The organism is Streptomyces canus (assembly GCF_030815415.1).
In the GTDB taxonomy this organism is placed as follows: Bacteria; Actinomycetota; Actinomycetes; order Streptomycetales; family Streptomycetaceae; genus Streptomyces; species Streptomyces canus_F.
This window is the reverse complement of record NZ_JAUSWW010000001.1, coordinates 7,332,761-7,358,962: the sequence shown is the minus strand read 5'-3', so window position 1 is coordinate 7,358,962 and position 26,202 is coordinate 7,332,761. Positions and strand designations below refer to the sequence as shown.

General features: G+C 69.0%; 23 protein-coding genes, 1 pseudogene and 1 riboswitch. Of the genes and pseudogenes, 7 read left to right on the top strand and 17 right to left on the bottom strand.

Going from position 1 to position 26,202, the window contains the following annotated elements; all coding sequences use genetic code 11:
• Positions 1-65: 65 nt before the first annotated feature.
• Positions 66-182, bottom strand: a riboswitch (SAM riboswitch).
• A 75-nt stretch (positions 183-257) separates the two neighbouring features.
• The 5 genes from trpD to ctaE form a co-directional block, all read right to left on the bottom strand.
• Positions 258-1,322, bottom strand: coding sequence for an anthranilate phosphoribosyltransferase (gene trpD, locus QF037_RS34005; RefSeq protein WP_307031935.1), 1,065 nt, complete (start codon positions 1,320-1,322; stop codon positions 258-260).
• A 120-nt stretch (positions 1,323-1,442) separates the two neighbouring features.
• Positions 1,443-3,083: a cytochrome bc1 complex cytochrome b subunit gene (qcrB, locus tag QF037_RS34000; protein ID WP_307031933.1), complete on the bottom strand. Its 1,641-nt coding sequence runs from the start codon at positions 3,081-3,083 to the stop codon at positions 1,443-1,445.
• Entirely contained in the window at positions 3,080-4,141 is a 1,062-nt protein-coding gene (gene qcrA, locus QF037_RS33995) for a cytochrome bc1 complex Rieske iron-sulfur subunit (protein ID WP_307031931.1), read from the bottom strand. Before qcrA ends, qcrB begins: the two co-directional genes overlap by 4 nt.
• Positions 4,138-4,947 carry a cytochrome bc1 complex diheme cytochrome c subunit gene (qcrC, locus tag QF037_RS33990; protein ID WP_307031929.1) on the bottom strand — a complete coding sequence of 270 codons (810 nt, stop codon included), beginning with the start codon at positions 4,945-4,947 and terminating at the stop codon, positions 4,138-4,140. The genes qcrA and qcrC overlap by 4 nt, the downstream gene beginning before the upstream one ends.
• Before the next feature lie 63 nt (positions 4,948-5,010).
• A complete protein-coding gene (gene ctaE, locus QF037_RS33985) occupies positions 5,011-5,631 on the bottom strand; it encodes an aa3-type cytochrome oxidase subunit III (protein ID WP_307031927.1) in 621 nt (206 codons plus the stop codon).
• 189 nt (positions 5,632-5,820) lie between these two features.
• Here ctaE and QF037_RS33980 point away from each other — a divergent pair, with 189 nt between their 5' ends.
• Positions 5,821-6,222 (top strand): hypothetical protein, encoded by a 402-nt coding sequence (locus QF037_RS33980; RefSeq protein ID WP_307031925.1) that lies wholly within the window; start codon positions 5,821-5,823, stop codon positions 6,220-6,222.
• Between the two features lie 9 nt (positions 6,223-6,231).
• Here the strand turns inward: QF037_RS33980 and QF037_RS33975 are convergent, their stop codons facing one another.
• The 4 genes from QF037_RS33975 to ctaC form a co-directional block, all read right to left on the bottom strand.
• Positions 6,232-7,494 (bottom strand): L,D-transpeptidase, encoded by a 1,263-nt coding sequence (locus QF037_RS33975; protein ID WP_307031923.1) that lies wholly within the window; start codon positions 7,492-7,494, stop codon positions 6,232-6,234.
• 130 nt (positions 7,495-7,624) lie between these two features.
• Positions 7,625-8,023 carry a cytochrome c oxidase subunit 4 gene (locus QF037_RS33970; RefSeq protein ID WP_307031922.1) on the bottom strand — a complete coding sequence of 133 codons (399 nt, stop codon included), beginning with the start codon at positions 8,021-8,023 and terminating at the stop codon, positions 7,625-7,627.
• Positions 8,020-9,753: an aa3-type cytochrome oxidase subunit I gene (gene ctaD, locus QF037_RS33965; RefSeq protein WP_307031920.1), complete on the bottom strand. Its 1,734-nt coding sequence runs from the start codon at positions 9,751-9,753 to the stop codon at positions 8,020-8,022. The genes QF037_RS33970 and ctaD overlap by 4 nt, the downstream gene beginning before the upstream one ends.
• Positions 9,750-10,709, bottom strand: a complete 960-nt coding sequence (ctaC, locus tag QF037_RS33960; protein ID WP_307031917.1) for an aa3-type cytochrome oxidase subunit II — start codon at positions 10,707-10,709, stop codon at positions 9,750-9,752. Before ctaC ends, ctaD begins: the two co-directional genes overlap by 4 nt.
• Positions 10,710-10,979: 270 nt before the next feature.
• On the opposite strand from ctaC, the gene QF037_RS33955 reads away from it, so the two are divergent.
• Positions 10,980-12,356: a cysteine desulfurase/sulfurtransferase TusA family protein gene (locus QF037_RS33955; RefSeq protein ID WP_307031916.1), complete on the top strand. Its 1,377-nt coding sequence runs from the start codon at positions 10,980-10,982 to the stop codon at positions 12,354-12,356.
• Between the two features lie 60 nt (positions 12,357-12,416).
• Here the strand turns inward: QF037_RS33955 and QF037_RS33950 are convergent, their stop codons facing one another.
• The gene (locus QF037_RS33950; protein ID WP_307031914.1) at positions 12,417-13,391 is read right to left on the bottom strand and encodes a carbohydrate kinase family protein; all 975 of its coding nucleotides are present in this window, start codon (positions 13,389-13,391) and stop codon (positions 12,417-12,419) included.
• A 131-nt stretch (positions 13,392-13,522) separates the two neighbouring features.
• Between QF037_RS33950 and QF037_RS33945 the strand changes: the two genes are divergently transcribed.
• Positions 13,523-13,732, top strand: a complete 210-nt coding sequence (locus QF037_RS33945) for a hypothetical protein (RefSeq protein ID WP_307031912.1) — start codon at positions 13,523-13,525, stop codon at positions 13,730-13,732.
• Between the two features lie 151 nt (positions 13,733-13,883).
• Positions 13,884-15,758 carry a hypothetical protein gene (locus QF037_RS33940; protein WP_307031910.1) on the top strand — a complete coding sequence of 625 codons (1,875 nt, stop codon included), beginning with the start codon at positions 13,884-13,886 and terminating at the stop codon, positions 15,756-15,758.
• A 109-nt stretch (positions 15,759-15,867) separates the two neighbouring features.
• Here the strand turns inward: QF037_RS33940 and QF037_RS33935 are convergent, their stop codons facing one another.
• Positions 15,868-16,224: an iron-sulfur cluster assembly accessory protein gene (locus tag QF037_RS33935; RefSeq protein ID WP_266893491.1), complete on the bottom strand. Its 357-nt coding sequence runs from the start codon at positions 16,222-16,224 to the stop codon at positions 15,868-15,870.
• Positions 16,225-16,491: 267 nt separating this feature from the next.
• On the opposite strand from QF037_RS33935, the gene nadA reads away from it, so the two are divergent.
• Positions 16,492-17,676: a quinolinate synthase NadA gene (gene nadA, locus QF037_RS33930; RefSeq protein WP_307031907.1), complete on the top strand. Its 1,185-nt coding sequence runs from the start codon at positions 16,492-16,494 to the stop codon at positions 17,674-17,676.
• An 18-nt stretch (positions 17,677-17,694) separates the two neighbouring features.
• On the opposite strand, the gene QF037_RS33925 is transcribed toward nadA, so the two are convergent.
• The 6 genes and pseudogenes from QF037_RS33925 to QF037_RS33900 form a co-directional block, all read right to left on the bottom strand.
• Positions 17,695-19,944 carry a protein kinase domain-containing protein gene (locus tag QF037_RS33925; RefSeq protein ID WP_307031904.1) on the bottom strand — a complete coding sequence of 750 codons (2,250 nt, stop codon included), beginning with the start codon at positions 19,942-19,944 and terminating at the stop codon, positions 17,695-17,697.
• Positions 19,945-20,167: 223 nt separating this feature from the next.
• A pseudogene (locus QF037_RS33920) lies at positions 20,168-21,037 on the bottom strand (efflux RND transporter permease subunit); the annotation flags it as partial.
• A 241-nt stretch (positions 21,038-21,278) separates the two neighbouring features.
• On the bottom strand, positions 21,279-21,962 hold the full coding sequence (locus QF037_RS33915; RefSeq protein ID WP_266893484.1) for a response regulator transcription factor: 684 nt from the start codon (positions 21,960-21,962) through the stop codon (positions 21,279-21,281).
• Between the two features lie 73 nt (positions 21,963-22,035).
• Positions 22,036-23,253: a sensor histidine kinase gene (locus tag QF037_RS33910; RefSeq protein ID WP_307031902.1), complete on the bottom strand. Its 1,218-nt coding sequence runs from the start codon at positions 23,251-23,253 to the stop codon at positions 22,036-22,038.
• Positions 23,254-23,368: 115 nt separating this feature from the next.
• Positions 23,369-23,647 carry a PspA-associated protein PspAA gene (gene pspAA, locus QF037_RS33905; protein WP_307031901.1) on the bottom strand — a complete coding sequence of 93 codons (279 nt, stop codon included), beginning with the start codon at positions 23,645-23,647 and terminating at the stop codon, positions 23,369-23,371.
• 23 nt (positions 23,648-23,670) lie between these two features.
• Positions 23,671-24,465: a PspA/IM30 family protein gene (locus QF037_RS33900; RefSeq protein WP_307031899.1), complete on the bottom strand. Its 795-nt coding sequence runs from the start codon at positions 24,463-24,465 to the stop codon at positions 23,671-23,673.
• A 205-nt stretch (positions 24,466-24,670) separates the two neighbouring features.
• Here QF037_RS33900 and QF037_RS33895 point away from each other — a divergent pair, with 205 nt between their 5' ends.
• Positions 24,671-25,348: a DUF3043 domain-containing protein gene (locus QF037_RS33895; protein WP_307031897.1), complete on the top strand. Its 678-nt coding sequence runs from the start codon at positions 24,671-24,673 to the stop codon at positions 25,346-25,348.
• 83 nt (positions 25,349-25,431) lie between these two features.
• On the top strand, positions 25,432-26,133 hold the full coding sequence (locus tag QF037_RS33890) for a methyltransferase domain-containing protein (RefSeq protein WP_307031895.1): 702 nt from the start codon (positions 25,432-25,434) through the stop codon (positions 26,131-26,133).
• Positions 26,134-26,202 lie beyond the last annotated feature (69 nt).

Genomic DNA, 26,202 nt, shown 5'->3' with positions numbered 1-26,202 from the left:
CCTATCGCATTCGCTTGCTCACGGAAGACTCCCTCGAACGACCAGGACCCCTGGTTTTCGAGAGGGGCCCGCGCTTGCCGTAGACCTCGCTGCCTACGGCCTGGTCTTCACCCGGGGCACCCCGCCACGGACGGAGGGTTGCCGGACAGTCGGCCGGGGCCTCATGACTGTCACTCATGACCTGGTCAAAGAACGTACGCGATGTGATCGTCGTCCCGCAACCCGTGTCCGGATCGCGGGACGACAGCCGGTGGACGTCAGGCGTTGCTGGCCGCCGCCCAGCGCTCCAGCGTCCGCTTGGCCGCGCCGGAGTCGATCGACTCGGCCGCCTTCACCATGCCGGCCCGGATCTGGTCCACGAGCGGCGCCTCCGTCGGCGCGAACGCCACCAGCGCCGCGGCCGAGTTGAGCAGGACCGCGTCCCGCACCGCTCCGGTCTCGCCGTCCAGCAGACGTCGGGCGACCTCGGCGTTGAACGACGCGTCCGCGCCCCGCAGCGCCTCCACCGGCACCAGTTCGAGACCGACGTCCCGCGGGTCGAAGGCCTCCTCGCGCACCTTGCCGTCGCGGACGACCCACACCCGTGACGTGGCCGTGGTCGTCAGCTCGTCGAGACCGTCGTCACCGCGGAACACCAGCGCGGAGGAGCCGCGCTCGGCGAGCACTCCGGCGATGAGCCCCGCCATCCGGGTGTCGAAGCAGCCGACCGCCGAGGCGGTGACCCGCGCGGGGTTGGTCAGCGGGCCGAGCAGGTTGAACGAGGTCGGGATCCCGAGGTCCCGGCGGACCCCGCCGACGAACCGCATCGACGGGTGGAACTTGGCCGCGAAACAGAAGGTGATGCCGGCCTCTTCCACCACCTGGGCCACCCGCGCGGGCGACAGGTCCAGGTTGATGCCGAGCTTCTCCAGGACGTCGGAGGAACCGCTCGCCGAGGACGAGGCCCGGTTGCCGTGCTTGACGACCTTCGCCCCGGTGCCCGCGATCACGATGGCGGACATCGTCGAGATGTTGACCGTCTTCGCCCGGTCGCCACCGGTGCCGACGATGTCGACGGCGGGCCCGGGGATGTCCAGCGGCTGCGCGTGCGCGTACATCGCCTCGACGAGACCGGTGATCTCCTCGACCGTCTCCCCCTTGGCCCGCAGCGCCACCATGAAGCCCGCGATCTGGGCGTCCGTGGCCTCGCCGCTCATGAAGCGGTCCATGGCCCACGCCGTGTCACCCGAGCTCAGGTCCTGTCCGGCGAGCAGGGCGCTCAGTACCTCGGGCCAGGAACGGCCCGCCGCGATGTCGCCTCCAGCGGGGGTCACAGCGCTCATAAGGCCGCTCCAGGATGTCGTAGAAGAGTGTGGCCCCACCCTATCCAGCCGCAGGGCACGGCGAAGGGCCCCGTCCGGTGTTCGGACGGGGCCCTTCGGCGCGCGTGGCGAGCGCAGCGATCAGTGGTGGCCGTGGCCGCTCGTGATCTCCTTGTACTCCTCGGCGGTGGGCTTGGGGATCTGGGACTCCTCGCCGAAGTAAGCCTTGCTCAGCTTGACCCGCAGCTTCTCGGAACCCTTCACCTTGCGCTCGACGCCGTTGTCGTCGACCGTCGGGCCGATCTCGGCCGGCACGTACTGCTCGTGCGCGGTGAGCGTGTGCAGCGCGTCCTGGCTGAGCGGCTCGTGCACCTCGATGAACTCACCGTGCGGCAGGCGCTTGATGATGCCCGACTCGCGGCCGTGCAGCACCTTTTCCCTGTCGCGGCGCTGGAGGCCGAGGCAGATCCGCTTGGTCGCGATGAACGCGAGCACCGGGGCGACGAAGAACGCGATCCGGACGAACCAGGTGATCGAGTTGATCGACAGGTGGAAGTGCGTGGCCCACAGGTCGTTTCCACCACCGATGAGCAACACCATGTACCAGGTGATCCACGCGACGCCGAAGGCCGTACGGGTCGGCGCGTTGCGCGGGCGGTCCAGGATGTGGTGCTCGCGCCTGTCGCCGGTGACCCAGGCCTCGATGAACGGGTAGACCGCGATCGCGACCAGGACCAGCGGGAAGATCACCAGCGGGATGAACACACCCAGGACGAGCGTGTGACCCCAGAAGTTGATCTCCCAGCCCGGCATCACACGGATCAGGCCCTCGGAGAAGCCCATGTACCAGTCGGGCTGGGCGCCCGTGGACACCTGGTCCGGCCGGTAGGGGCCCATGGACCAGATCGGGTTGATCGAGGCGATGGCCGAGATGACCGCGATGACACCGAAGACCAGGAAGAAGAAGCCGCCGGCCTTGGCCGTGTAGACCGGGAAGAGCGGCATGCCGACCACGTTCTTGTTGGTCTTGCCGGGGCCCGCGTACTGCGTGTGCTTGTGGACGAACACCAGGATCAGGTGCGCCACCACCAGGCCGAGCATGATGCCCGGCAGCAGCAGGACGTGGACCGAGTAGAACCGGGCCACGAAGTCGCCGCCCGGGAACTCGCCGCCGAAGAGGAAGAACGACAGGTACGTGCCGACGATCGGCACGGACAGGACCGCGCCCTCCATGAAGCGGACACCGGTGCCGGAGAGCAGGTCGTCAGGGAGCGAGTAGCCGGTGAAGCCGGTGAACATGCCCAGGACGAACAGCAGGAAGCCGAACAGCCAGTTGACCTCACGCGGCTTACGGAACGCGCCCGTGAAGAACACGCGCATCATGTGCACGAACATGCCGGCGAGGAAGATCAGCGCCGCCCAGTGGTGGATCTGCCGGATCAGCAGACCACCGCGCACATCGAAGGAGATGTGCATGGTCGAGTTGAACGCCTCGGACATCAGCTGTCCCTGCAGCGGGACGTAGCTGCCGTGGTACTCCACCTCGTTCATCGACGGGTGGAAGAACAGCGTCAGATACACACCCGTGAGGATGATGATGATGAAGCTGTACAGGCAGATCTCGCCCAGCATGAACGACCAGTGGTCGGGGAAGATCTTGCGCATGTTGGCCTTGGCCAGGGAGTAGATCCCCAGCCGGCCGTCGGCCCAGTCGGCGAGCTTCTCGCCGGCCGGCGCCTTCCCGCGGTCGCGGGCGGGCTCAGTGTTCTCGTTGGTGCTCATCCGCGCTCCCAGAAGGCAGGACCGACAGGCTCTTCGAAGTCGCCCTGCGCTTCGAGGTAGCCCTCGTCGTTCACGGCGATGCGCAGCTGCGGCAGGGCGTGACCGGCGGGGCCGAAGATCACTCGGGCGCCGTCGGAGAGGTCGAAGGTGGACTGGTGGCAGGGGCAGAGCACGTGGTGCGTCTGCTGCTCGTACAGGGAGATCGGGCAACCGACGTGGGTGCAGATCTTCGAGTACGCGACGATGCCCTCGTGCGACCACTCGAGCTCGCGCTTGTCCTTGATGTCCTCCGGCTGGAGCCGGACGATCATCAGGGCCGCCTTGGCGATCTCCGTCTGGAACTCGTGGTCGTCCTCCTCCAGGCCGTCGGGCTTGGCGAAGGTGAGCGAACCGACGGCGATGTCCGAGGGGCGCAGCGGCTCGTTGGTGTTCATGTTGACGAGCAGCAGCCCCTTCTTCCACATGGTGTGGCGGAGCTTGGTCCCGGGCAGCGGGCCGAGGTCGCGCAGCAGCACCACTCCGGACAGCGGCACCAGGGTGAGCGCACCGAGCATCGTGTTGCGGATCAGCTTGCGACGGCCGATCGCGGACTCCTTGGCGCCCGCCTTCCAGTCGTCGAAGACCTTCTCGCGAACCTCGGCAGGGGCCGAGATCGGGTGCCGCTCGTCGACCATCTCCTCGTCGGACATCAGCGTGCGGGCCCAGTGGACCGCGCCCGCGCCGATCGAGAAGAGCGCCACACCGAGGGTCAGACCGAGCGCGAAGTTCAGCGCGTTGATGTGACCGATCGGGAAGACGAAGATCGCCTTGTCGTGCGGCACCGCCACGTACGAGGCGATGAAGGCGACCGTGGCCAGCATCGACAGCGTGAACAGGAAGGCGACCACACGCTCGGAGCGCCGGGCGGCCACCTCGTCGATGTCCTGGACGCGGTGCTCGTGGGGCGGCAGGCCGGGGTCGGCGAACGGGTTCTTGTCGTCCGCGACGCTTACCGCACCATGGGCTTCCTGCTCTGCGGGCAGGTTCTCGTTCTCTTCCGGAATGTCTTGGCTACTCATGACTTCTTGGCCTTTGCGGTCCGGGCGGCGAGCCAGACGGCAACCGCGATGAGCGCACCGAGTCCGAACACCCACGCGAACAGACCCTCGCTGACCGGACCGAGTCCGCCCAGTTCGAGGCCGCCGGGGCTCTCGGTGTCCTCCCCGTTGACCGCGTCGAGGTACGCGATGATGTCCTGCTTGTTCTGCTCCGACAGGGTGGTGTCGGGGAACGACGGCATGTTCTGCGGGCCGGTCTGCATGGCCTCGTAGATGTGCTTCGGGTCGACGCCCTCGAGGCTCGGCGCGAACTTGCCGTGCGTCAGCGCGCCACCCTTGCCGGTGAAGTTGTGGCACTGCGCGCAGTTGGTGCGGAACAGCTCGCCACCCTTGGCGATATCCGCTCCGTCCGGGCTGTACTCGTTCTTCGTCGGGATGGCCGGACCGGCACCCAGCGAGGAGACGTACGCGGCGAGCTGGTCGATCTCGGCCTGCGTGTAGATGACCTTCTTCTTCGGGACCTGCGCGCCGGGCTGCTGGGCCGGCATACGGCCGGTGCCGACCTGGAAGTCGACGGCCGCGGCGCCCACACCCACAAGGCTCGGGCCGTCGGTGGTGCCCTGACCACCGGTGCCGTGGCAGCTTGCGCAGCCCACGGCGTACAGCTTCTTGCCCTCCTCGATGGTGAGGGACTGGGCGGTCTCATCGGCCTGCGCCTTGTCCGCCGGCGCGAACGCGGCGTACAGCCCCCCGGTGGCCGCCAGCGCGAGGAGTAGGACGACGACCGCCGCCAGCGGATGGCGTCGTCGTGCGGAGAGCTTTTTCACGGATTACCCCGGTGTCAGGATCTTCTGCGTCGATGCTTCTGGAATGTGCGGGAGCGGGCCCGGCTACTTGATCAGGTAGATCGTGGCAAAGAGGCCGATCCAGACGACATCGACGAAGTGCCAGTAGTAGGACACGACGATGGCTGCGGTCGCCTGCTCGTGCGTGAACCTCTTGGCCGCGTAGGTACGGCCGAGGACGAACAGGAAGGCGATGAGGCCGCCCGTCACGTGCAGACCGTGGAAACCGGTGGTCAGGTAGAAGACCGAGCCGTACGGGTCCGAGGAGAGCGAGAGGCCCTCGTGCTTCACCAGCTCGGTGTACTCGTAGACCTGACCGCCGATGAAGATCGCACCCATCGCGAACGTGACGATGAACCACATCCGGAGCTTCTTCACGTCACCGCGCTCGGCGGCGAACACGCCGAGCTGGCAGGTGAGGGAGGAGAGCACCAGGATCGTGGTGTTCGTCGCCGAGAACGGGAGGTTCAGGAAGTCTGCCTTCTCCTTCCAGAACTCGGGACCGGTCACCGATCGGAGGGTGAAGTACATCGCGAAGAGGGCCGCGAAGAACATCAGCTCGGAACTCAGCCAGATGATGGTTCCGACGCTGGTGAGGTTCGGCCGGTTGACCGACGGGTGCGCGTGCCCGGTTTCTACTGTCGTTGCTGTCGCCACGACCGACATTATGTCGGTCCCTTATCCCGCCCTCACTCCCGGGGGTGCCGTTCGGGGTCTCCGCAGCGTGTGTACTGCCCGTATGGCCCATCGCGGGGGTGTTCAAGCGGGTGTTGACCGGGTGTTCAAGGGAGTAGCATCCGCCGCATCGGGCTCTGCCCGTTCATGGCCGTACGACACTGATGTCACGGAGGATCCATGCAGGCGACCGCCACGGTGCTGGTCTACAGCGACGACTCCAACACCCGCGAGCAGGTGCGGCTCGCCACCGGACGCAGGCCCGCTCCCGACGTCCCCCAGGTCGAGTTCGTGGAGTGCGCGACGCCTGCCGCCGTCCTCAAGGAACTGGACCGGGGCGGTATCGACGTCTGTGTCCTGGACGGCGAGGCCGTGCCCATGGGCGGCATGGGACTGTGCCGGCAGGCCAAGGACGAGATCTTCAACTGCCCGCCGGTGCTGCTGCTCATCGGGCGGCCCCAGGACGCCTGGCTGGCCACCTGGAGCCGTGCCGAGGCCGCGGTGACGCATCCTGTGGACCCGGTGGAGTTCGCGTCGGCGCTGGCGTCCCTGCTGCGTCAGAAGAGGGCCCTGAGCGCCTGACACGGCCGCTCAGACCGATTCGGGACGCAGTCTCGCCTTCTCCTCCGGGCGGGGGCCGTCGGGGCTCCCGCCCACCAGGGCGCTGCCCTTGCGCCACTTCTTCCAGCCGAGGTTCCAGTCCCCGAAGCCGTTGCCGAAGGTTTCCATGGTGTCGCCGTCGGAGTTCACGACCTTGACGACGTCACCCTCACGGACGTTGTCGAAGAACCACTCGGCGTTGCCGGTGCTCATGCCCGTGCAGCCGTGGCTGACGTTGGCGTAGCCCTGTGACCCCACCGACCAGGGGGCGGCGTGCACGTACTCGCCGCTCCAGGTGACGCGGGTGGCGTAGTAGACGGGCAGGTCGTACGACTCCGAGGAGCCCTCGGAGATACCGATGCTGGTGCCGCGCATCCGTACGAAGTACTCCTTGCCGAGTACGACCTTGACGCCGTTGCGGGTCTCGAAGCCGGGCTTCCCGGTGGTCACCGGGATGTCGTTGATCGCCTTGCCGTTCTTGTAGACCGTCATGGAGTGCGAGGACGCGTCCGTGACGGCGATGACCCGGTCGCCCGTGGTCAGCTTGAGGGGCTTGACCTTGCCGCCCCACAGCCGGTCGCTGATCTTGATGCCGTCCAGATTGCTTCGAACCTGGATGGTGGCCTTGCTGGGCCAGTACTCCTTGGGGCGGTAGTGGAGCTCCTTGTCGTCCACCCAGTGCCAAGCGCCTTCCACGGCGGGCATCGAGTCGACCTTGAGCGCGCGCTCCACGATGGCCCGCTGCGCCTTGTCCTTGACCGGCTTGCTGAGTTCGGCCGTGATGGGCTGGCCGACGCCGTACGTGCCCGCCTTGGGGCCGAAGGTGACCTTCAGGCGCTTCTTGGTGAGGGGCTTGCCGGTGTCGAAGGCGAGGACCTTGCGACCGGGCGCCCCGTCCTCGTCCTCGGTGCTCACCCGCACCGTGTAGTGGGCGCTGGCCGCCAGCGGGCTGGTGCTGTGCCAGCGGGTGCCGTCTGCGGAGAGTTCGCCCGCCACATGGCGTCCTGTCGCATCCCGGGCCGTGACGTCCGTGATGCGCCCGTCGTCGTCCTCGGCGGTGACTTCCAGGGGCTTGTCCGGGTCGGCCTTCTTGCCGTGGCCCGAGGGGCCGTTGAAGGAGATCTGGTCCGCCGCGTCGTACGGCGCCGCCGACAGCGGGCTGCCCTCGCTGCTACAGGCGGTGGCGCCGGCGGTCAGGGCGACCACCAGCAGCGTGCAGGAGATGACGGTGCTTGTACGCGGAGTCTGGCTCATGACTTCACGCTAGGAAGCTTCGTCAGCCCCGGCGCGGTGGGTAACTCGTACGAGGGAACAGCACTGCTGCAAAAGCGGGAGCCCGGACGCTCCTGACGGAGTGTCCGGGCTCCTTCGAGCTCAGCTCGTGCTACTGGGTGCGGTTCTCACCGCGGTAGTACTCGAAGACCCAGCCCCACAGGCCGATCATGATCAGCGGCGCCGAGAAGTACATCAGCCACCAGCCGATCGCGATCGACAGGAACGCCAGCGCGCCACCGATGGCGAGCGACAGCGGCTGCCAGCTGTGCGGGCTGAAGAACCCGATCTCGCCGGCGTCGTCCGCGACGTCCGCCTCCTTGTTGTCCTGCGCACCGACGTCGACCCGCTTGGCCGTGAAGCCCAGGTAGAAGCCGATCATGATGCACAGGCCGAAGGCCAGGAAGAGCGCCGTGGTACCGGCAGGCTCCTTCGACCACACGCCGTAGACGACCGCCATGGCGAGCACGAAGACGCTCAGCCACATGAACATCCAGCCTTGGACCTTCACTTGCCGGCCTCCTTGCCACCAGCCAGGGCCTTCTCACCGTGAGGCGCGTTCTCGAGCTGGTCGAGAGCCGCGATCTCCGGGTGATGCAGGTCGAACGCCGGGGATTCGCTGCGGATCCGCGGCAGGGTGAGGAAGTTGTGCCGCGGGGGCGGGCAGGACGTCGCCCACTCGAGCGAGCGGCCGTAGCCCCACGGGTCGTCGACCTCGACCTTCTTGCCGTACTTGGCCGTCTTCCACACGTTGTAGAAGAAGGGCAGGATCGACGCGCCGAGGACGAACGAGCTGATCGTCGAGATCGTGTTCAGGGCGGTGAAGCCGTCGGCGTGGAGGTAGTCCGCGTAACGACGGGGCATGCCCTCGGCACCCAGCCAGTGCTGGACCAGGAAGGTGCCGTGGAAGCCGATGAACAGCGTCCAGAAGGTGATCTTGCCGAGGCGCTCGTCGAGCATCTTGCCGGTCATCTTCGGCCACCAGAAGTGGAAGCCGGAGAACATCGCGAAGACGACGGTGCCGAACACCACGTAGTGGAAGTGCGCCACCACGAAGTACGAGTCCGAGACGTGGAAGTCCATCGGCGGCGAGGCCAGGATGACACCGGTCAGACCACCGAAGGTGAAGGTGATCAGGAAGCCGGTGGCCCAGAGCATCGGTGTCTCGAAGGACAGCGAGCCCTTCCACATCGTTCCGATCCAGTTGAAGAACTTCACGCCCGTTGGCACGGCGATGAGGAACGTCATGAAGGAGAAGAACGGCAGGAGCACGCCGCCGGTGACGTACATGTGGTGCGCCCACACCGTTACGGACAGACCGGCGATCGAGATCGTCGCGGCCACCAGACCCATGTAGCCGAACATCGGCTTACGGGAGAAGACCGGGATCACTTCGGAGATGATGCCGAAGAACGGTAGGGCGATGATGTACACCTCTGGATGGCCGAAGAACCAGAAGAGGTGTTGCCACAGCAAGGCCCCGCCGTTGGCGGAGTCGAAGACATGCGCACCGAACTTGCGGTCCGCCTCCAGGGCGAACAGCGCGGCCGCCAGGACCGGGAAGGCCAGCAGGACCAGCACCGCGGTCAGCAGCACGTTCCACACGAAGATCGGCATGCGGAACATGGTCATGCCGGGTGCGCGCATGCAGATGATCGTGGTGATGAAGTTGACCGAGCCGAGGATGGTGCCGAAGCCGGAGAAGGCCAGACCCATGATCCACAGGTCGGCGCCGATGCCGGGGCTGCGGACCGCGTCGGACAGCGGGCTGTAGGCGAACCAGCCGAAGTCGGCCGCGCCCTGCGGGGTGAGGAAGCCACCGACCGCGATGAGCGAGCCGAACAGGTACAGCCAGTAGGCGAACATGTTCAGCCGGGGGAAGGCCACGTCCGGCGCGCCGATCTGCAGCGGCATGATCCAGTTCGCGAAGCCGGCGAACAGCGGCGTCGCGAACATCAGCAGCATGATCGTGCCGTGCATCGTGAACGCCTGGTTGAACTGCTCGTTCGACATGATCTGCAGACCGGGACGGGCCAGCTCGGCGCGCATGAACAGCGCCAGCAGGCCACCGATGCAGAAGAACGCGAACGACGTGACCAGATACAGCGTCCCGATCGTCTTGTGGTCAGTGGTGGTGAGCCACTTGATCACGACGTTGCCGGGCTGCTTGCGCCGGACCGGCAGTTCGTCCTCGTAGTGGGACCCTGCCGCGGCACCCTGGGGTTCGTTGAGGATGCTCACAGGTTGTTCGTCTCCCGGTTCTTCTCGTGGGCGGTCTGCTCGATGCCCGCGGGAACGTAACCGGTCTGCCCCTTCTCGGCGAGTTCCTTGAGGTGCTGCTCGTAGCGCTCGGGCGAGACGACCTTCACGTTGAACAGCATTCGGGAGTGGTCGACGCCGCAGAGCTCGGCACACTTGCCCAGGAAGGTGCCCTCCTTGTTGGGGGTCACCTGGAAGGAGTTGGTGTGCCCCGGGATGACGTCCTGCTTCATCAGGAACGGCACCACCCAGAAGGAGTGGATGACGTCACGCGAGGTGAGGATGAAGCGGACCGTCTTGCCCTTGGGGAGCCAGAGGGTCGGACCCGGATTGTTGGTCTGCGGGTTCCGCGTGCCGGGCGTACCGACGTCGTAGACACCGCCGGCGGCGGCCGGGAACTGGTCCTTGAACCGCTGCGGGATGGCGTCCAGGTTCTCGTCGGTCTTCGCGTCACCGGTGGAACCGTCGACGTTCTCGATGTAGTTGAAGCCCCAGCTCCACTGGAAGCCGACGACGTTGACGGTGACGTCGGGCTTCTTGTCGAGGCTCAGGATCTTCGACTCGTCACGAGCCGTGAAGTAGAAGAGCACCGAGACGATGATGAGGGGGACCACCGTGTACAGCGCCTCGATGGGCATGTTGTACCGGGTCTGCGGAGGAACCTCGACCTTGGTGCGGCTGCGCCGGTGGAACATGGCGCTCCACAGGATCAAGCCCCAGACCAGCACGCCGGTGGCGAGCGCGGCCGCCCACGAGCCCTGCCACAGAGAGAGGATCCGCGGAGCCTCTTCGGTGGTGGGGGTGGGCATACCAAGGCGGGGGAAGTCCTTGTATGTGCAACCGGTCGCGGTCGCCAGGACCAGGCCCGCGGTCATTGCCTGCAGCAGCTTCCGCCGCATCGGGCGCCGCGGCGAGCGGTCGGAGCCGTTGGGACTCACGTAGCGCCTTCCCGAGAGTCTCGCCCGCGCGTATTGGCTGCGGCCTGCCTTACTCGGTGGTCGGTCGCCGCCCTGCGTCGGGCAGGGGTTTGGATGTTTATGCGGACCAAACCCTAGCCGACGCGTTCTGGGGGTTCGCGGGGAGGGGGGCCTAGTGGGTTGGGCGGTTCGCTGGAATGGCGACTGCGGGTTGTTTGTGGTTGATCGCGCCCCGCGGCGGAGCCGCAGATCGATACAGCCCCGCGCCCCTGACGGCGTTAGCGTTGGCGCGTGTCTTACTTTGACGCTGCTTCCAGTGCGCCCCTTCATCCCGTCGCTCGCCAGGCGCTGTTGGCCTCCCTGGACGAAGGGTGGGCTGATCCTGCGCGGTTGTATCGAGAAGGGCGGCGGGCCCGGCTGTTGCTGGATGCCGCTCGGGAAGCCGCTGCCGAGGCTGTCGGGTGTCGTCCTGATGAGCTGACCTTCACCTCGTCCGGCACACGCGCCGTACACACCGGAATCGCGGGTGTTCTGGCTGCGCGGCGGCGCGTCGGGGGTCACCTGATCGTGTCAGCGGTTGAACATTCATCCGTGCTCCATTCGGCCGAAGTGCACGAGAGGGAGGGCGGTTCGGTCGATCGGGTGACGGTCGAGCGGTCGGGGAGGGTGGATCCCTCGGCCTACGCGGCTCTGCTCCGGCAGGACACCGCGCTGGCCTGCCTCCAGTCGGCCAACCACGAGGTGGGGACGGAGCAGCCGGTCGCCGCCGTGGCCGAGGCCTGCCGGGAGGCCGGGGTGCCGTTGTTCGTGGACGCGGCTCAGTCGCTCGGATGGGGGACGGTCGAGGGTCACTGGTCGCTGCTGGCGGCCAGTGCGCACAAGTGGGGCGGGCCGTCCGGGGTCGGGCTGCTCGTCGTACGGAAAGGCGTGCGGTTCGCCGCTCAAGGGCCCGTGGACGAGCGGGAGTCGGGGCGGGCGCCGGGGTTCGAGAATCTGCCGGGCATCGTCGCGGCGGCGGCCTCGCTGCGGGCCGTGCGGGCCGAGGCGGCCCAAGAGGCGACACGGCTGCGGGAGCTGACGGAGCGGATCCGGGTGCGGGTGCCGCGGCTGGTGCCGGATGTGGAGGTGGTGGGGGATCCGGAGCGGCGGTTGCCCGGGATCGTCACCTTCTCCTGTCTCTATGTCGACGGGGAGACACTGCTGCACGAGCTGGACCGGGAGGGTTTCTCCGTTTCGTCCGGCTCGTCCTGCACGAGCAGCACGCTGACGCCCAGCCATGTGCTGAAGGCGATGGGAGTGCTGAGTGAGGGGAATGTGCGGGTCTCGTTGCCACGCGGGGCGACGGCGGAGGACGTGGAGAGGTTCCTCGCCGTGCTGCCGGGGGCGGTGTCGGGGGTACGGGAGAAGCTGGGCGCGCCGACGCCGGTGGCGGTCATGACGGAGGACGAGCTCGTCGTCGACGCCCTGGGCAAGCGGTGCCCGATCCCCGTGATCGAACTCGCGAAGGTCATCGGGGACGTCCCGGTGGGCGGCCTGGTCCGGGTCCTGTCAGATGACGAGGCCGCACGACTCGACATCCCCGCGTGGTGCGAGATGCGCGAGCAGGACTACGTAGGCGAGGAACCGGCGGAAAAAGGAACGGCATATCTGATCCGCCGGCTCACCTGACCCACCCAAAGGGGCGCGGGGCTGTGTCGATCAGCCCCCACGCACCCGCAGACGGCAGACTCAGCCCAGATACCCCTGAACCTCAGCCGCGGCCTCATGCCCGTACGCCTTGGTGAACCGCTCCATGAAGTGCCCCCGACGCAGCTGGTACTCCTGCGTACCCACCGTCTCGATGACGAGCGTCGCCAGCATGCACCCGACCTGTGCAGCGCGCTCCAGGGACACCCCCCACGCCAGTCCCGACAGGAACCCCGCACGGAACGCGTCACCCACGCCCGTGGGATCCGCCTTGCGCTCCTCCTCCGCGCAGCCGACCTCGATCGGGTCCATGCCGACCCGCTCGATACGGACACCGCGCGAGCCCAGCGTCGTGACCCGGTGGCCGACCTTGGCGAGGATCTCCTCGTCCGTCCAGCCGGTCTTCGACTCGATGAGGCCCTTCTCGTACTCGTTGGAGAACAGGTACGTCGCGCCGTCCAGCAGTATCCGGATCTCGTCGCCGTTCATACGGGCGATCTGCTGGGAGAAGTCCGCGGCGAACGGAATGCCGCGCGACCGGCACTCCTCCGTGTGCCGGAGCATCGCCTCGGGGTCGTCGGCGCCGATGAGGACCAGGTCGAGGCCGCCCACGCGGTCGGCGACGGTCTTCAGCTCGATGAGGCGGGCCTCGCTCATCGCACCGGTGTAGAAGGAGCCGATCTGGTTGTGGTCGGCGTCGGTGGTGCAGACGAAGCGCGCGGTGTGCAGCGTCTCGGAGATACGGACGGACGCGGTGTCGACGCCATGGCGGCCCAGCCAGGCGCGGTACTCGTCGAAGTCGAAACCCGCGGCGCCGATCAGGATCGGGGCGGTGCCGAGCTGGCCCATACCGAAGGCGATGTTCGCGCCTACGCCGCCCCGGCGTACGTCCAGATTGTCGACCAGGAAGGAGAGCGAGACCGTGTGCAACTGGTCCGCGACGAGCTGGTCGGCGAAGCGGCCGGGGAAGGTCATGAGGTGGTCGGTGGCGATGGAGCCGGTGACTGCGATGCGCACGGCGAGGACTCTCCTGAGGGGAGGGTTTATTGACAGTTCACGCTACCCGGTCGGCACGGGGCTCTGAAGCCGCCAAAACTACCCGATAGTAGATCTTTCTTCGCGGGCTCCGACCTGCATACGGTGCCGTCATGACGAACCTCAAGGTCCACGCCCCCGTTCCGGCCGACCTGGACGGCGATCTCGCGGCGCTGCTCGGCGACTGTGCCCGGATGGCCCCGCACTGGCTGGCTCCCGACCGGGTCGCCGCCCTTCCCGTCTCCCCCTCCCTCATCCACGGCGTGACCGTTCCGACCGAGTCCGCCCGGATGCTGGACGCGATGTCGGACTACGGCGACTGAAACAGCGCCTTCCGGGGAACCATGCGCTCCCCCGCTGCGTCCCATCGCTGTCCCCCGTAAAGGGGACGTGGGATACGACCCTCCAGCCGGCCGTTTTGACAGGGCCGGGTCAGGGTCATAGGGACAGATGCGCGGCCGAAGGAGCGATGCGGTGAACACCGAGCGACCCGACAACGACGACGACGCCGAGGTCGGCAGGGCCACGGGCGCCGATGAGGGTGCCGGGGTCGCCGAGATCGCCGACGAAGACGGCGGTACGGCGGCGGAGGGGGCCCCGGAGACGGAGGCCCCCGGGGAGGCTCCCCAGGGGGACACCGCGCAGGCGCCGGAGGCTTCCGGGGGCGCTGCGACTTCCGAGGCGGACGAGACCGCCGAGGTCAGCGAGACTCCCGAGTCGGATGAGATTCCCGAGCCCGCCGGAGCTCTCAAGGATTCCGAAGCTTCTGAGTCCACCGAGATTTCCGAACCTGCCGGAGCTCCCGAGCCCGGTGTTTCCGGCGCTTCCGAGCAGGAGATCCCCCGGGACGGCGAGCACGAGGTTCCGCGTGCCGGTCGGCGGCGCTCCCCCGTGCTCGTCGCCTCCGTCGCGGCCGCCGTGCTGCTCGTCGGGGGTGGTGGGGCGTATCTCGCCACCTCGGCCGCAGGCGGGTCGGGCGGTGGCGGTACGACGTCAGGGGCGAACGGCGATGACACTCCCCCGCTGCTCCACCTCGACGGGTACACCGGGGGCGACGGCGGCACGGCCGGCATCGCGCCGGGTGAGCCCAACCCGTACGGCGTCACCTATCAGGCCGCCGGCACGCTGCCGGACGGTCCCGGCGAGGCCCCCGTGTACCGGGCGGCCGGCGAGGTCACCGAGGACGACGTGGCCCGGCTGGCGAAGGCGCTCGGGGTGCGGGGGACGCCCGTTCTGGAGGGCAAGGCCTGGAAGGTCGGCGGGCAGGAGGCGGCCGGGCCGAGTCTCCAGGTGAACCAGCAGGCTCCGGGGGCGTGGACGTTCCACCGGTACGCGCCGGGTACCGACGACTGCCAGAGCGCGACGGTGTGTGCGAGCGACCCCGCCGCACCGGCCGGCGACCCGGTGAGCGAGGAGGCCGCGAAGAAGGCGGCGGCGCCGGTGCTGAAGGCGGTCGGGCAGGACGATGCGAAGGTCGACGCGAGCCAGGTCATGGGCGCCCAGCGGGTGGTGAACGCCGATCCGGTGGTCGGCGGGCTGCCGACGCACGGCTGGACGACCGGGGTCACCGTCAACGCGCAGGGCGAAGTGGTCGGCGGCAGCGGTCAGTTGAGGACGCCGGCGAAGAGCGACACGTACCCCGTCGTGAGCGCCGAGAAGGCGCTGGACCAGTTGAACGCGGTACCGGCGACCGACCACCGCATGGGCATCGGCGGCTGCGCCACCTCCGTACCGCTGAAGGACCGCCTCGAGGCGCCCTGCGGATCGGAGGGGACAAGTACGCCGAAGCAGGAGACGATCACGGTCGAGAAGGCCGTGTTCGGGCTGGCCTCGCACTACGTGGACGCCCGGCAGGCGCTGGTGCCGTCGTGGCTGTTCGAGGTGCGGGCGTCCGGCGCGCAGGACGGCTTCACGGTGACGTATCCCGCGATCGACCCGAAGTACCTGGCCACGGCCACCCCGTCCTCGGCGCCCACCGGCGAACCGACGGGACAGCCGAGCCCGCGGCCGACCGGTCCGGACCCCGACGAGCCGACCGCGGCGCCGGCGCCCCATGATGTGACGGTCAGTGGCTACACCGCCGAGGGCGACGAGCTGACCGTGAGCTACACGGGCGGGGTCTGCGCCGACTACAAGGCGTCCGTGGTCGAGAGCTCGGACAAGGTGACGGTCCGGGTGACCGGGACGCCGTTGCCGGACAAGGTCTGCATCCTGATCGCGAAGTTCTACCACGAGACACTGCGGCTGGAGCAGCCGCTGGGTGATCGCCAGGTCGTGGGCACGGACGGCAAGGCGATCCCGATGGAGAAGCCGGGGGCGCGGCTGCCGGAGACGTCCGGGGCGCGGTAGTCCGCACGCTCCGGAACACATGAAGGCGGCGGCCCTGTCGGAGGGGGCCGCCGCCTTCACCGTCGTATCGACTCGGCCGGCCCTCGCGGACGCAGCCGGGCGTACGGATCTAGTTGAACGAGTCGCCGCAGGCGCAGGAGCCCGTCGCGTTCGGGTTGTCGATCGTGAAGCCCTGCTTCTCGATGGTGTCGACGAAGTCGATCGAGGCACCGCCGAGGTAGGGGGCGCTCATGCGGTCGGTGACGACCTTGACGCCGCCGAAGTCCTTGACGACATCGCCGTCGAGGGAGCGCTCGTCGAAGAAGAGCTGGTAGCGCAGGCCCGAGCAGCCACCGGGCTGAACGGCCACGCGCAGGGCCAGGTCCTCACGGCCTTCCTGGTCGAGCAGGGCCTTGACCTTCGCCGCGGCGGCGTCGGACAGGAGGATGCCGTCGCTGACAGTGGTCTTCTCGTCCGATACGGACATCTACATCTCTCCCGGGTTGTACGGAGACTGCTTGCCGACGGTTCCAACCGTCAGGGCCGCGGATTCATTCCGGGCCGCGCGCCTTGTCTTTTCGCCTGTTCTTTCATGCTCGCACACCCGCGACGAAGCGAACAGCGGCCCGAAGATCACCCGCCGGTGCGGTGCCGGGATTCATGTCACATCGACGCTATGACCGTCGTCAAAGTGACGTGAACCGGGTTATGATAGATAACGTCAGATCGACGAAAAGTAGAAAGGGTGCGTGCCGTGACCACCGCCCAGACCACGGAGCTCGACGTACAGCCGACTCCTCTCGCCCTGCTGCTCCTCGGCCGTGAGGCCGACCCGAAGAGCGAGCGGGGTGTCGAGTGCCCCGGCGACCTGCCCTCGCCGTCCGACCCGGACCTGGTGGAGCGGGCGCGCGCGGCCAAGGAGAAGCTCGGGGACAAGGTCTTCGTGCTCGGCCACCACTACCAGCGCGACGAGGTCATCCAGTTCGCCGACGTCACGGGTGACTCCTTCAAGCTGGCCCGGGACGCGGCCGCGCGCCCGGAGGCCGAGTACATCGTGTTCTGCGGTGTGCACTTCATGGCGGAGTCCGCGGACATCCTGACCGGCGACGACCAGAAGGTCGTGCTGCCGGACCTGGCCGCCGGGTGCTCGATGGCCGACATGGCCACCGCCGAGCAGGTCGCCGAGTGCTGGGACGTGCTGACCGAGGCCGGGATAGCCGAGCAGGTCGTGCCCGTCTCGTACATGAACTCCTCCGCGGACATCAAGGCGTTCACGGGCAAGCACGGCGGCACGATCTGCACCTCGTCGAACGCCAAGAAGGCTCTTGAGTGGGCCTTCGAGCAGGGCGAGAAGGTTCTCTTCCTCCCCGACCAGCACCTCGGCCGGAACACCGCCGTGCGGGACATGGGGATGACGCTGGAGGACTGCGTCCTCTACAACCCGCACAAGCCGAACGGCGGGCTGACGGCCGAGGAGCTGCGGGCCGCGAAGATGATCCTGTGGCGGGGCCACTGCTCGGTGCACGGCCGCTTCAGCCTGGAGTCGGTGCGGGACGTGCGCGAGCGGATCCCGGGCGTGAACGTCCTGGTGCACCCCGAGTGCAAGCACGAGGTCGTGGCCGCGGCGGACTACGTCGGCTCGACCGAGTACATCATCAAGGCCCTGGAGGCCGCTCCGGCCGGCTCCAAGTGGGCCATCGGGACCGAGCTGAATCTCGTACGACGGCTCGCGAACCGTTTCGCGCCCGAGGGCAAGGAGATCGTCTTCCTCGACAAGACGGTCTGCTTCTGCTCGACGATGAACCGCATCGACCTCCCCCACCTCGTGTGGACCCTGGAGTCCCTCGCCGAGGGCAACCTGGTCAACCGCATCGAGGTCGACAAGGAGACCGAGGCGTTCGCGAAGCTGGCGCTGGAGCGGATGCTGGCGCTGCCGTAGGACTCCTGCGGCGCCCGCTCACCCCTCGGGGTGAGCGGGGTCCAGGCTGAAGACCGTCCCGTTCGGTGTGTTCACGACCACCGCCCCGCCGTCCAGCGACACCGTGGACTTGGTCGTCTCGCCGCTGGCGAGCTGGTCGGCTCGGGCGCCGGTCTCCCAGAGCAGCGTGCCCTTGCGGGAGTCGAGGGCGGCGACCCGGCCGCTGATGCTGGCCAGGTAGAGCGTGCGGGTGGTGGGGTCGTAGGTGGGCCGGCCCGAGTCCTCGACACTGGTCCGGGTCTGCCAGAGCTGTCTGCCGGTCAGCGGGGAGACCGCGGTGACCTGGCCATTGGCTCCGGTGATCCAGACGGTGCCGGCGGCGAGGCGGATCGAGCCCTTGTGGCTCTGCGTGAGTTCGGTCGTGGTGGTGGCGCCGGTGTCCGGGTCGAGGAGCCGGATCTCGTCGAAGGTGTTCTCCTCGGGACGCGCCGGGCCGGAGCCCACGTCGACCCCGACGGCCACGGCGAGACGGCCGTCGACGGTGCCGAGCAGACCGCTCCCGTTCGGGGTGCTCAGACGGCGGCGCACTGTTCCGTCGGTCTTGTCCAGCTCCAGGAGTACGGCGTCCTTGGACTCGTCGTCCGGGAAGCAGTGCGCGTAGAGGCGGGAGCCGGCCGTCGTGAACAGGCAGTAGTCGCCGGAGGGCAGCTGTGTGGTCCAGCGGTCGGTGCCGGTGCGCGGGGAACGGGCCGTCACCAGCCGGCCGCTGGTGTCGGGGGTCATGACGAGGTCGCCGGCCATGAGCTGGTCGACGCTCGCCCCTCCCCGGTCGCGGGTCCACAGCTGGTCGCCGGTCTCGGTGTCGAGGGCGACGATGCTCGACCTGGTGGTCCCGTCGGCCGCGAAGACGTCGTGCTGCAGGATCATCGCGTCGTCCCGCACGCCGAGGAGTGCGAAGTTGTTCCCCGACGAGTCCGTGCCCTCGGCGGAGGTCGCAAGGGCGGAGCGCCAGACGGTGGCGCCGGTACGGCCGTCCAGGCGGACCGGGAGGATCGTGTTGCCCGCGCAGTAGACCGCGTCCTCATACGGCCGGCAGGTGGCGTCGCTCGTGGCCTCGCCGGCCTTCGCCAGCGGGTTGACCTCGCCCGACCGCGCGGTCTCGAACATCGTCGTCTGCCAGGCCTCCCAGCCCTCGGGCACCGCCGACCAGCGAGTGGCCCCGGACGCGGCTGTCGAGCTCGTCTCCTGGGAGGTGTCCGAGAATCCCGGGCCGAAGCTCAGGTACCCGAGCAGGCCGAGGCTCACCGCGCCCAGCGTGCCGACGGTCACCAGCAGGGGGCGGCGACCCCTCCGGGTCCGGCGGCGGGACTTGGGCAGGCCGGCCGCCGTCGCCGGGTCGGCGCCGCCGTAGGTCTCCTCGACGGTCCTCGTCAGGTCGGCCGGACGCAGGGTCGTGGTGTCCGGGTCCATGGGGTCGGGCTCGGGCAGGGCCTCGGCGAACTCCTTGGCCAGCACGTCCAGTCCGGGCCGGTCGGCGGCCTCCTTGACCAGACAGCGCTCCAGGACCGGGCGCAACGGCTGCGGCACACCGTCCAGTCCGGGCGCCTCGTGGACGACGCGGAAGGCGGTCAGATACGGGCTGTCGGCATCGAAGGGGCCGCGTCCGGTGGCCGAGAAGACCAGGAGTGCGGCGAGCGAGAAGACGTCCGAGGCGGGCCCGACCGTGCGGGCGTCGGTGAACTGTTCCGGTGACATGAAGGGCGGGGTGCCGATCATCTGGCCGGTCTCGGTCAGGGTCTGGTGGTTCTCCGCGGCGCGGGAGATGCCGAAGTCGATGACGCGCGGCCCGTCCTCGGCCATCAGGACGTTGGCGGGCTTGAGGTCCCGGTGCACCACTCCGGCCCGGTGGATGTCCTCCAGCGCCTCCACCAACCCCAGGGCCAGCCGCCGCAGTTCGGCGCCCTTGAGGGCTCCGTGGTCGCGGATCCGTTCGGCGAGGGAGCTGCCGGGGACGTACTGGGTCGCCATCCAGGGCCGTGTCGCCTCCGGGTCGGCGTCCACCACGGGCGCGGTGAAGGCGCCGCTGACCTTGCGGACGGACTCGATCTCGTGCCGGAAGCGGGCGCGGAAGACCTTGTCCTCCGCGTACTGGGCGTGCACCACCTTGACGGCGACGTCACGGCCCGAGCGCGATCTGCCCCAGTAGACGACCCCCATGCCTCCGGAGCCGAGCCGGTCGACCAGCTTGTATCCGCCGACCGATTTCGGGTCGTCCTTGTGCAGTGGCACGCCCGGGATCCCCTTCACCGTAAAGCAGTTCGAGCCACAAGATACAGAACGCCGGAACGCCGACGGCCGGGCTCCGGACGGTCGTCGTCCAGAGCCCTGCCGTCGCCGCCGTCACACGCCCGCGGGTTCCGGCTGGGCCGGCGCCTCCGCCTTCTGCCCGCATCACCTGGTACAAGGCCTGGTTGGTGTCCGTGCCGCCGCCGAAGGCCGCCATGAAGCCGGACGAGCCGACGGTGACCGTCGCGTCGGAGCCGAGATCCTCGCGCATGCCGGCGAGCTTGTCCTCGACCGCGTCGGAGATGGAGACCGCGCTGCCGTCCTGGTCCGTCGTCACCATGACCGCGAGGCTGGGCCTGCCGTCGGTGCGGGTGAGGGAGTCGGCCGCGGCCGACTCCTGCTTGACCGTGGCCACGTCACCGAGGCGCACGGGCTTCTTTCCGGTCTGGCCGGTGACCATCAGGTCCTGGATCTGCTCGACCGAGGTGAAGCCGCCGCCGACCTGGACGGTGCGGTTGGCGCCGTCCTCGTCGAAGGAGCCGGCCGGGACGGTCGTGCCGCCCGCCTGGAGGGCCTGGGCGAGGGCGGCCGAGGTGAGGCCCGCCTTCGTGAGGTTCGTGTCGTCCGGGGTGACGGTGACCTGGAGGTCGCGGACGCCGTCGACGGTGACCTGGCCGACGCCGTCGATGGCCTTCAGGTCCGGTACGACGGTCCGGTCGAGCTGGTCGGCCAGGGCCTGCTGGTCCTTGTCGGAGGTGACGGCGAGGACGACGGTCGGCATGTCGTCCGTGGACCCGGCGACGACCTGTGGGTCGACGTCGTCCGGGAGCTGCGCGCGGGCCCGGTTGACGGCCTGCTGGACGTCGGCGACGAGCTGCTTGGTGCCGCTGCCGTAGTCGAAGGGCGCCATGACGATGGCATTGCCCTCACTGGCCGTGGAGGTGACTCCCTCGATGCCGTCCACCGCTTCGAGGCTGTCCTCGAGGGGCTCGACGACCTGCTTCTCGACGACATCCGGTGAGGCGCCCTGGTAGGGGGCGAGCACGGACACCATCGGCAGTTCGATGGAGGGCAGCAGCAGCTGCTTGAGCTGGGGGCGCCGCGATCACACGCTAGGCGATCGCGACCCCCGGTACCTACTCCAGCCCGAACTCGCTGCGCGAAGTCAGGGCTCTCAATTCTTTGAACCCTCCCCGGCCGGGACCGGGGATTCCTGGCTCTCGCTGCTCAACCACTCAACGAGCGACCGAGTCTGACGCGATCAACACCAGCCGGGTTGGAACCAGCCCGGTGCAACACACTTACCCCAATTGGCCGCACAGTACGGGCAATTGGGGTCACTCCACCCTCGGACGCACCAGCCCGGACTCGTACGCGATCACCACGAGCTGCGCCCGGTCCCGCGCGCCCAGCTTGGCCATGGCCCGGTTGACGTGTGTCTTCACGGTGAGCGGGCTGACTTCGAGGCGCTCGGCGATCTCGTCGTTGGAGTGTCCGCCGGCGACCTGGACGAGGACCTCGCGCTCGCGGACGGTGAGCGCGTCGAGGCGGGCGGCGCGGGCGGGATCGTTGGCGTCGTCCGCCGCGTCGCCCTGGGCGAGGAAGCGGGCGATCAGGCCCTTGGTGGCGGCCGGGGAGAGCAGGGCCTCGCCGCCCGCCGCGATCCGGATGGCGCTGAGCAGCTCGTCGGGTTCGCTGCCCTTGCCGAGGAAGCCGGAGGCGCCGGCCCGCAGCGACTGCACGACGTAGTCGTCGACCTCGAAGGTCGTCAGGATGACCACCCGGACCTGGGCGAGGGACGGGTCCTCGCTGATCAGCCGGGTGGCGGCGAGGCCGTCGGTGCCGGGCATGCGGATGTCCATCAGCACGACGTCGGCCCGCTCCTCCTTGGCCAGCCGCACCGCCTCCGCCCCGTCGGACGCCTCGCCGACGACCTCCATGTCGGGCTCGGAGTCGACGAGCACGCGGAAGGCGCTGCGCAGCAGTGCCTGGTCGTCGGCGAGCAGGACGCGGATGGTCATGCGGGGTCCTCTGCGGCAGGGGGCTCGGTGCTACGACAACTTCCGCGGGGTGCGCCTGAGTTCCGCGAGTCGGTCATACGGCGTCGTCGGCGGCGCGGCTGCGGGTCTTGACCGGCAGGATCGCATGGACGCGGAACCCGCCGCCGTAGCGGGGACCGGTGGTGAGGGTGCCGCGCAGGGCGGTGACCCGCTCGCGCATGCCGAGCAGACCGTGGCCGCCGCCGTCGGCCGGCTCGTCCTCCCCGGCGCCGTTGTCGAGAACGGTGATCTCGATGTTCGGCCCTACCCGGACGACGCTGACCTCGGCCTTCGCCTCCGTACCTGCGTGCTTCTGGACGTTGGTGAGGGCTTCCTGGATGACCCGGTAGGCGGCCAGGTCGACGGCGGCGGGGAGTTTGGTGCCGCTGTCGGCGCGGGCCACCTCGACATGCTGGCCGGCGCTGCGGAAGGTGCCGACGAGTTCGTCGAGGCGGTCGAGGCCAGGGGCGGGCTCGGTCGGTGCCTCGGGGTCGCCGGACTGCCGGAGCAGGCCGACGGTGGCCCGGAGTTCGTTGAGCGCCGAGCGGCTGGCCTCGCGTACGTGGGCCAGGGCTTCCTTGGCCTGGTCGGGGCGCTTGTCCATGACGTGCGCGGCGACGCCCGCCTGCACGTTGACCAGGGCGATGTGGTGGGCGACGACGTCGTGCAGGTCGCGGGCGATACGCAGGCGTTCCTCGGCGACGCGGCGCCGGGCCTCCTCCTCGCGGGTGCGTTCCGCCTTCTCGGCGCGGTCCCTGATCGCCTGTACGAAGGCGCGGCGGCTGCGGACGGCGTCGCCGGCGGTGGCGCCGATGCCGGTCCAGGCGAAGATGCCGAGGTTTTCCTGGGCGTACCACGGGAGTGGGCCGCCGAGCATGGCGGCGGCGGTGAGGACGGTCATCGTGAGCAGACCGACCCGCCAGGCGGTGGGGCGGTCGGTGGCGGAGGCGACGGTGAACAGGGCGATCACCGCGGACATGGCGACGGGGGCGCGGGGGTCGCCGGTGACGCACTCGACGATCGAGAAGCTTCCGGTGAGGGCGAGCACCGTCATCGGGGCGCGGCGGCGGAAGACGAGGGCCACGGCGCTGAGGCCGATGAGGACCAGGCTGAGCACGTCCGGGGTGCGAAAGCCCCAGGTGACGCCGTCCGGTCCGTGCGGGTCCACGAACGAGCCGGCCACCATGCAGCCGAGGACGCCGGCCGCGAGTACGGCGTCCAGCGCCATGGGGTGCGCCTTCAGCTGGTGCCGGACGCGCTCGAGGGTGCTCACGTCTGCCAACGGTACGGGTGACCTGCGGCGCTTGGAACGGGGGTCACCTGTAGGTTTCCTGTGTACTTGCCGAGTGTTGGGCGTGCCCTTGCCCAGGGGACCGCCCGGGCCTGGGTCAGCCCGGGATCAGGCCGTCGTCGCTGAGCAGTTCCCGGACCTGTTCCAGGGTGGCGTCCGGGGACGGGAGGATCAGGTCCGAGGGTTCCAGGGCGTCGTCCGGCAGCGCCTCGCCCAGTTCGCGGACCTTGGCGAGCAGGGCCTCGAAGGTGCGGCGGAAGCCGGGGCCGTCGCCGTTCTCCATCTCGGCCAGCAACTCGTCGTCCAGTTTGTTCAGCTCGGCGAGGTGGCTGTCGGCCAGTCTCACCTGCCCCTCCCCCATGATCCTGACGATCATGTCGCCCTCCTAAGGCGTGGGCCCTACTGCTTGTCGAAGCGTGGGGTGTCCTGCGGCTGCTGCTGGGACTGCGACTGGCCCGGGCCACCCTCGATGGCCTGCTGACCGCTCGTGCCTCCGGCCAGCTCCGCCTTCATGCGCTGCAGTTCCAGCTCTACATCCGTACCACCGGAGAGCCGGTCCAGCTCGGCCTGGATGTCGTCCTTGTGCATGCCGGACTGGTCGTCGAGGGCGCCGGAGGCGAGCAGCTCGTCGATCGCGCCGGCCCGCGCCTGGAGCTGCGCCGTCTTGTCCTCGGCACGCTGGATCGCCATGCCGACGTCGCCCATCTCCTCGGAGATGCCGGAGAAGGCCTCGCCGATGCGGGTCTGCGCCTGGGCCGCGGTGTACGTCGCCTTGATCGTCTCCTTCTTCGTACGGAAGGCGTCGACCTTGGCCTGGAGCCGCTGGGCCGCCAGGGTGAGCTTCTCCTCCTCGCCCTGGAGCGTGGAGTGCTGGGTCTCGAGGTCCGTCACCTGCTGCTGGAGGGCGGCACGGCGGGAGAGCGCCTCGCGGGCCAGGTCCTCACGGCCCAGCGCGAGCGCCTTGCGGCCCTGGTCCTCCAGCTTGGACGACTGCGACTGCAGCTGGTTGAGCTGAAGCTCCAGGCGCTTGCGGGACGTGGCGACGTCCGCCACGCCTCGGCGCACCTTCTGGAGCAGCTCCAGCTGTTTCTGGTACGAGTAATCGAGGGTTTCGCGCGGGTCCTCGGCCCGGTCAAGGGCCTTGTTCGCCTTCGCGCGGAAGATCATCCCCATACGCTTCATGACACCGCTCATGGGCTTCGCGCGCCCCCTTCTGACCGAGTCCAGCTTCAGCTCTGCGACAGAACCCACAGTACGGGCCCTGCATCCATTGACGCACTGTTCGGGGACGGATGCGCTCCTCCCCAAGGACGACTGACCAAGGCCCTGCTCCGGCGTAGGGAGTAGGTGACCATCAGGGTGGGCAGTCGGTCACCGGACGTCCCCTCTGTCCCCCTACATGACGACTGGTGTTGCCGGATCGTTCCCCAGCGGGCTGGGGTCCAACCCCGGACACCCCTTACCCTTGGGTTTTGTGTTCCGTAGCCGTTCCACCAAGGACGAGAAGGCCGCCCCCGCCGACAAGGCGCAGGTGACCGACTCCAGTCAGATCCGCCACCCCGAGGCGAAGAAGGGCCGCCCCACTCCCAAGCGGAGCGAGGCCCAGTCGCAGCGTCGCAGCGTGGCCAATACGTCGATGACGCGCAAGGACGCCGCCAAGCGCCAGCGCGAGGAGCGTCGTGCGCAGCTGGAGAAGCAGCGCCAGGCGCTGGCCGGGGGCGACGAGCGGTACCTGCCGGCCCGCGACAAGGGCCCGGTCCGCAAGTTCGCCCGCGACTTCATCGACTCGCGGTTCAACGTGGCGGAGTTCTTCCTGCCGATGGCCGTGATCATCCTCGTGCTGAGCATGGTGCAGGTGGGTGCGTTGCAGAGCATCGCGCTGCTGCTGTGGCTCGTCGTGATCGTTCTCATCGTGCTCGACTCGGTTCTCACGGGCATCCGTCTGAAGAAGCGGCTCGCGGAGCGCTTCCCGGACCAGTCCAGGAAGGGCGCGGTGGCCTACGCCCTCATGCGTTCCCTCCAGATGCGTCGGCTCCGGCTGCCCAAGCCGCAGGTCAAGCGCGGAGAGCGGCCCTGAGCACTACGCCGTTCACCGGGGGCGCGGCGCATGCCTGGCTGAGCAGGCTGGGCGGGCTGCGGGATGTCGTACGACAGGAGCTGGTGGCCCGGCAGCTCGACGAGCAGATAGCCGGGCGCTTCCCGGTGGGTCAGCGGCTGCGGGTGCTCGACGTCGGGATGGGCCAGGGCACCCAGGCACTGCGGCTGGCCCGGGCCGGGCATCAGGTCACCGGGCTCGAGCAGGACGCCACGATGATCGCGGCGGCCCGGGAGTCCCTGTGCGCCGAGCCCGAGGGCATCCGGGAGCGGATGCGCATCATCGAGGGGGACGGCCGGGACACCGGGGTCCACTTCCTGCCGGGCAGTTTCGACGTCGTGCTGTGTCACGGCGTACTCATGTACGTCGAGGAGCCGGATCCGCTGCTGGCGGGGCTGGCGCGGATGCTCGCACAGGGCGGGCTGCTGTCGCTGCTGGTACGGAACGCGGACGCGCTGGCGATGCGGCCGGGCCTGTCGGGCGACTGGGCCGGTGCGCTCGGGGCCTTCGACACCGTGTCCTACACCAACCGCCTCGGGCTCGACGTGCGGGCCGACCGGCTGGAGACGCTGACCGCGACGCTGGCCGGGATCGGGGCACCGTTGCACGCCTGGTTCGGGGTGCGGGTGTTCACGGACACGGCGGCGGACGGGGCGGAGATCCCGGACGACGTGGAGACGCTGCTGGCCGCCGAGGAGCGGGCCGGGCGGACGGACCCCTACCGTCGGGTCGCGGCGCTGCTGCACCTGTGCGGAGTGCGGGGCTGAGCCCACGGCGAGAAGACGGCTGAAGTAAGGCCGGGCGAGCAGTGAGAGGGGCGGCCGGATTCCGGCCGC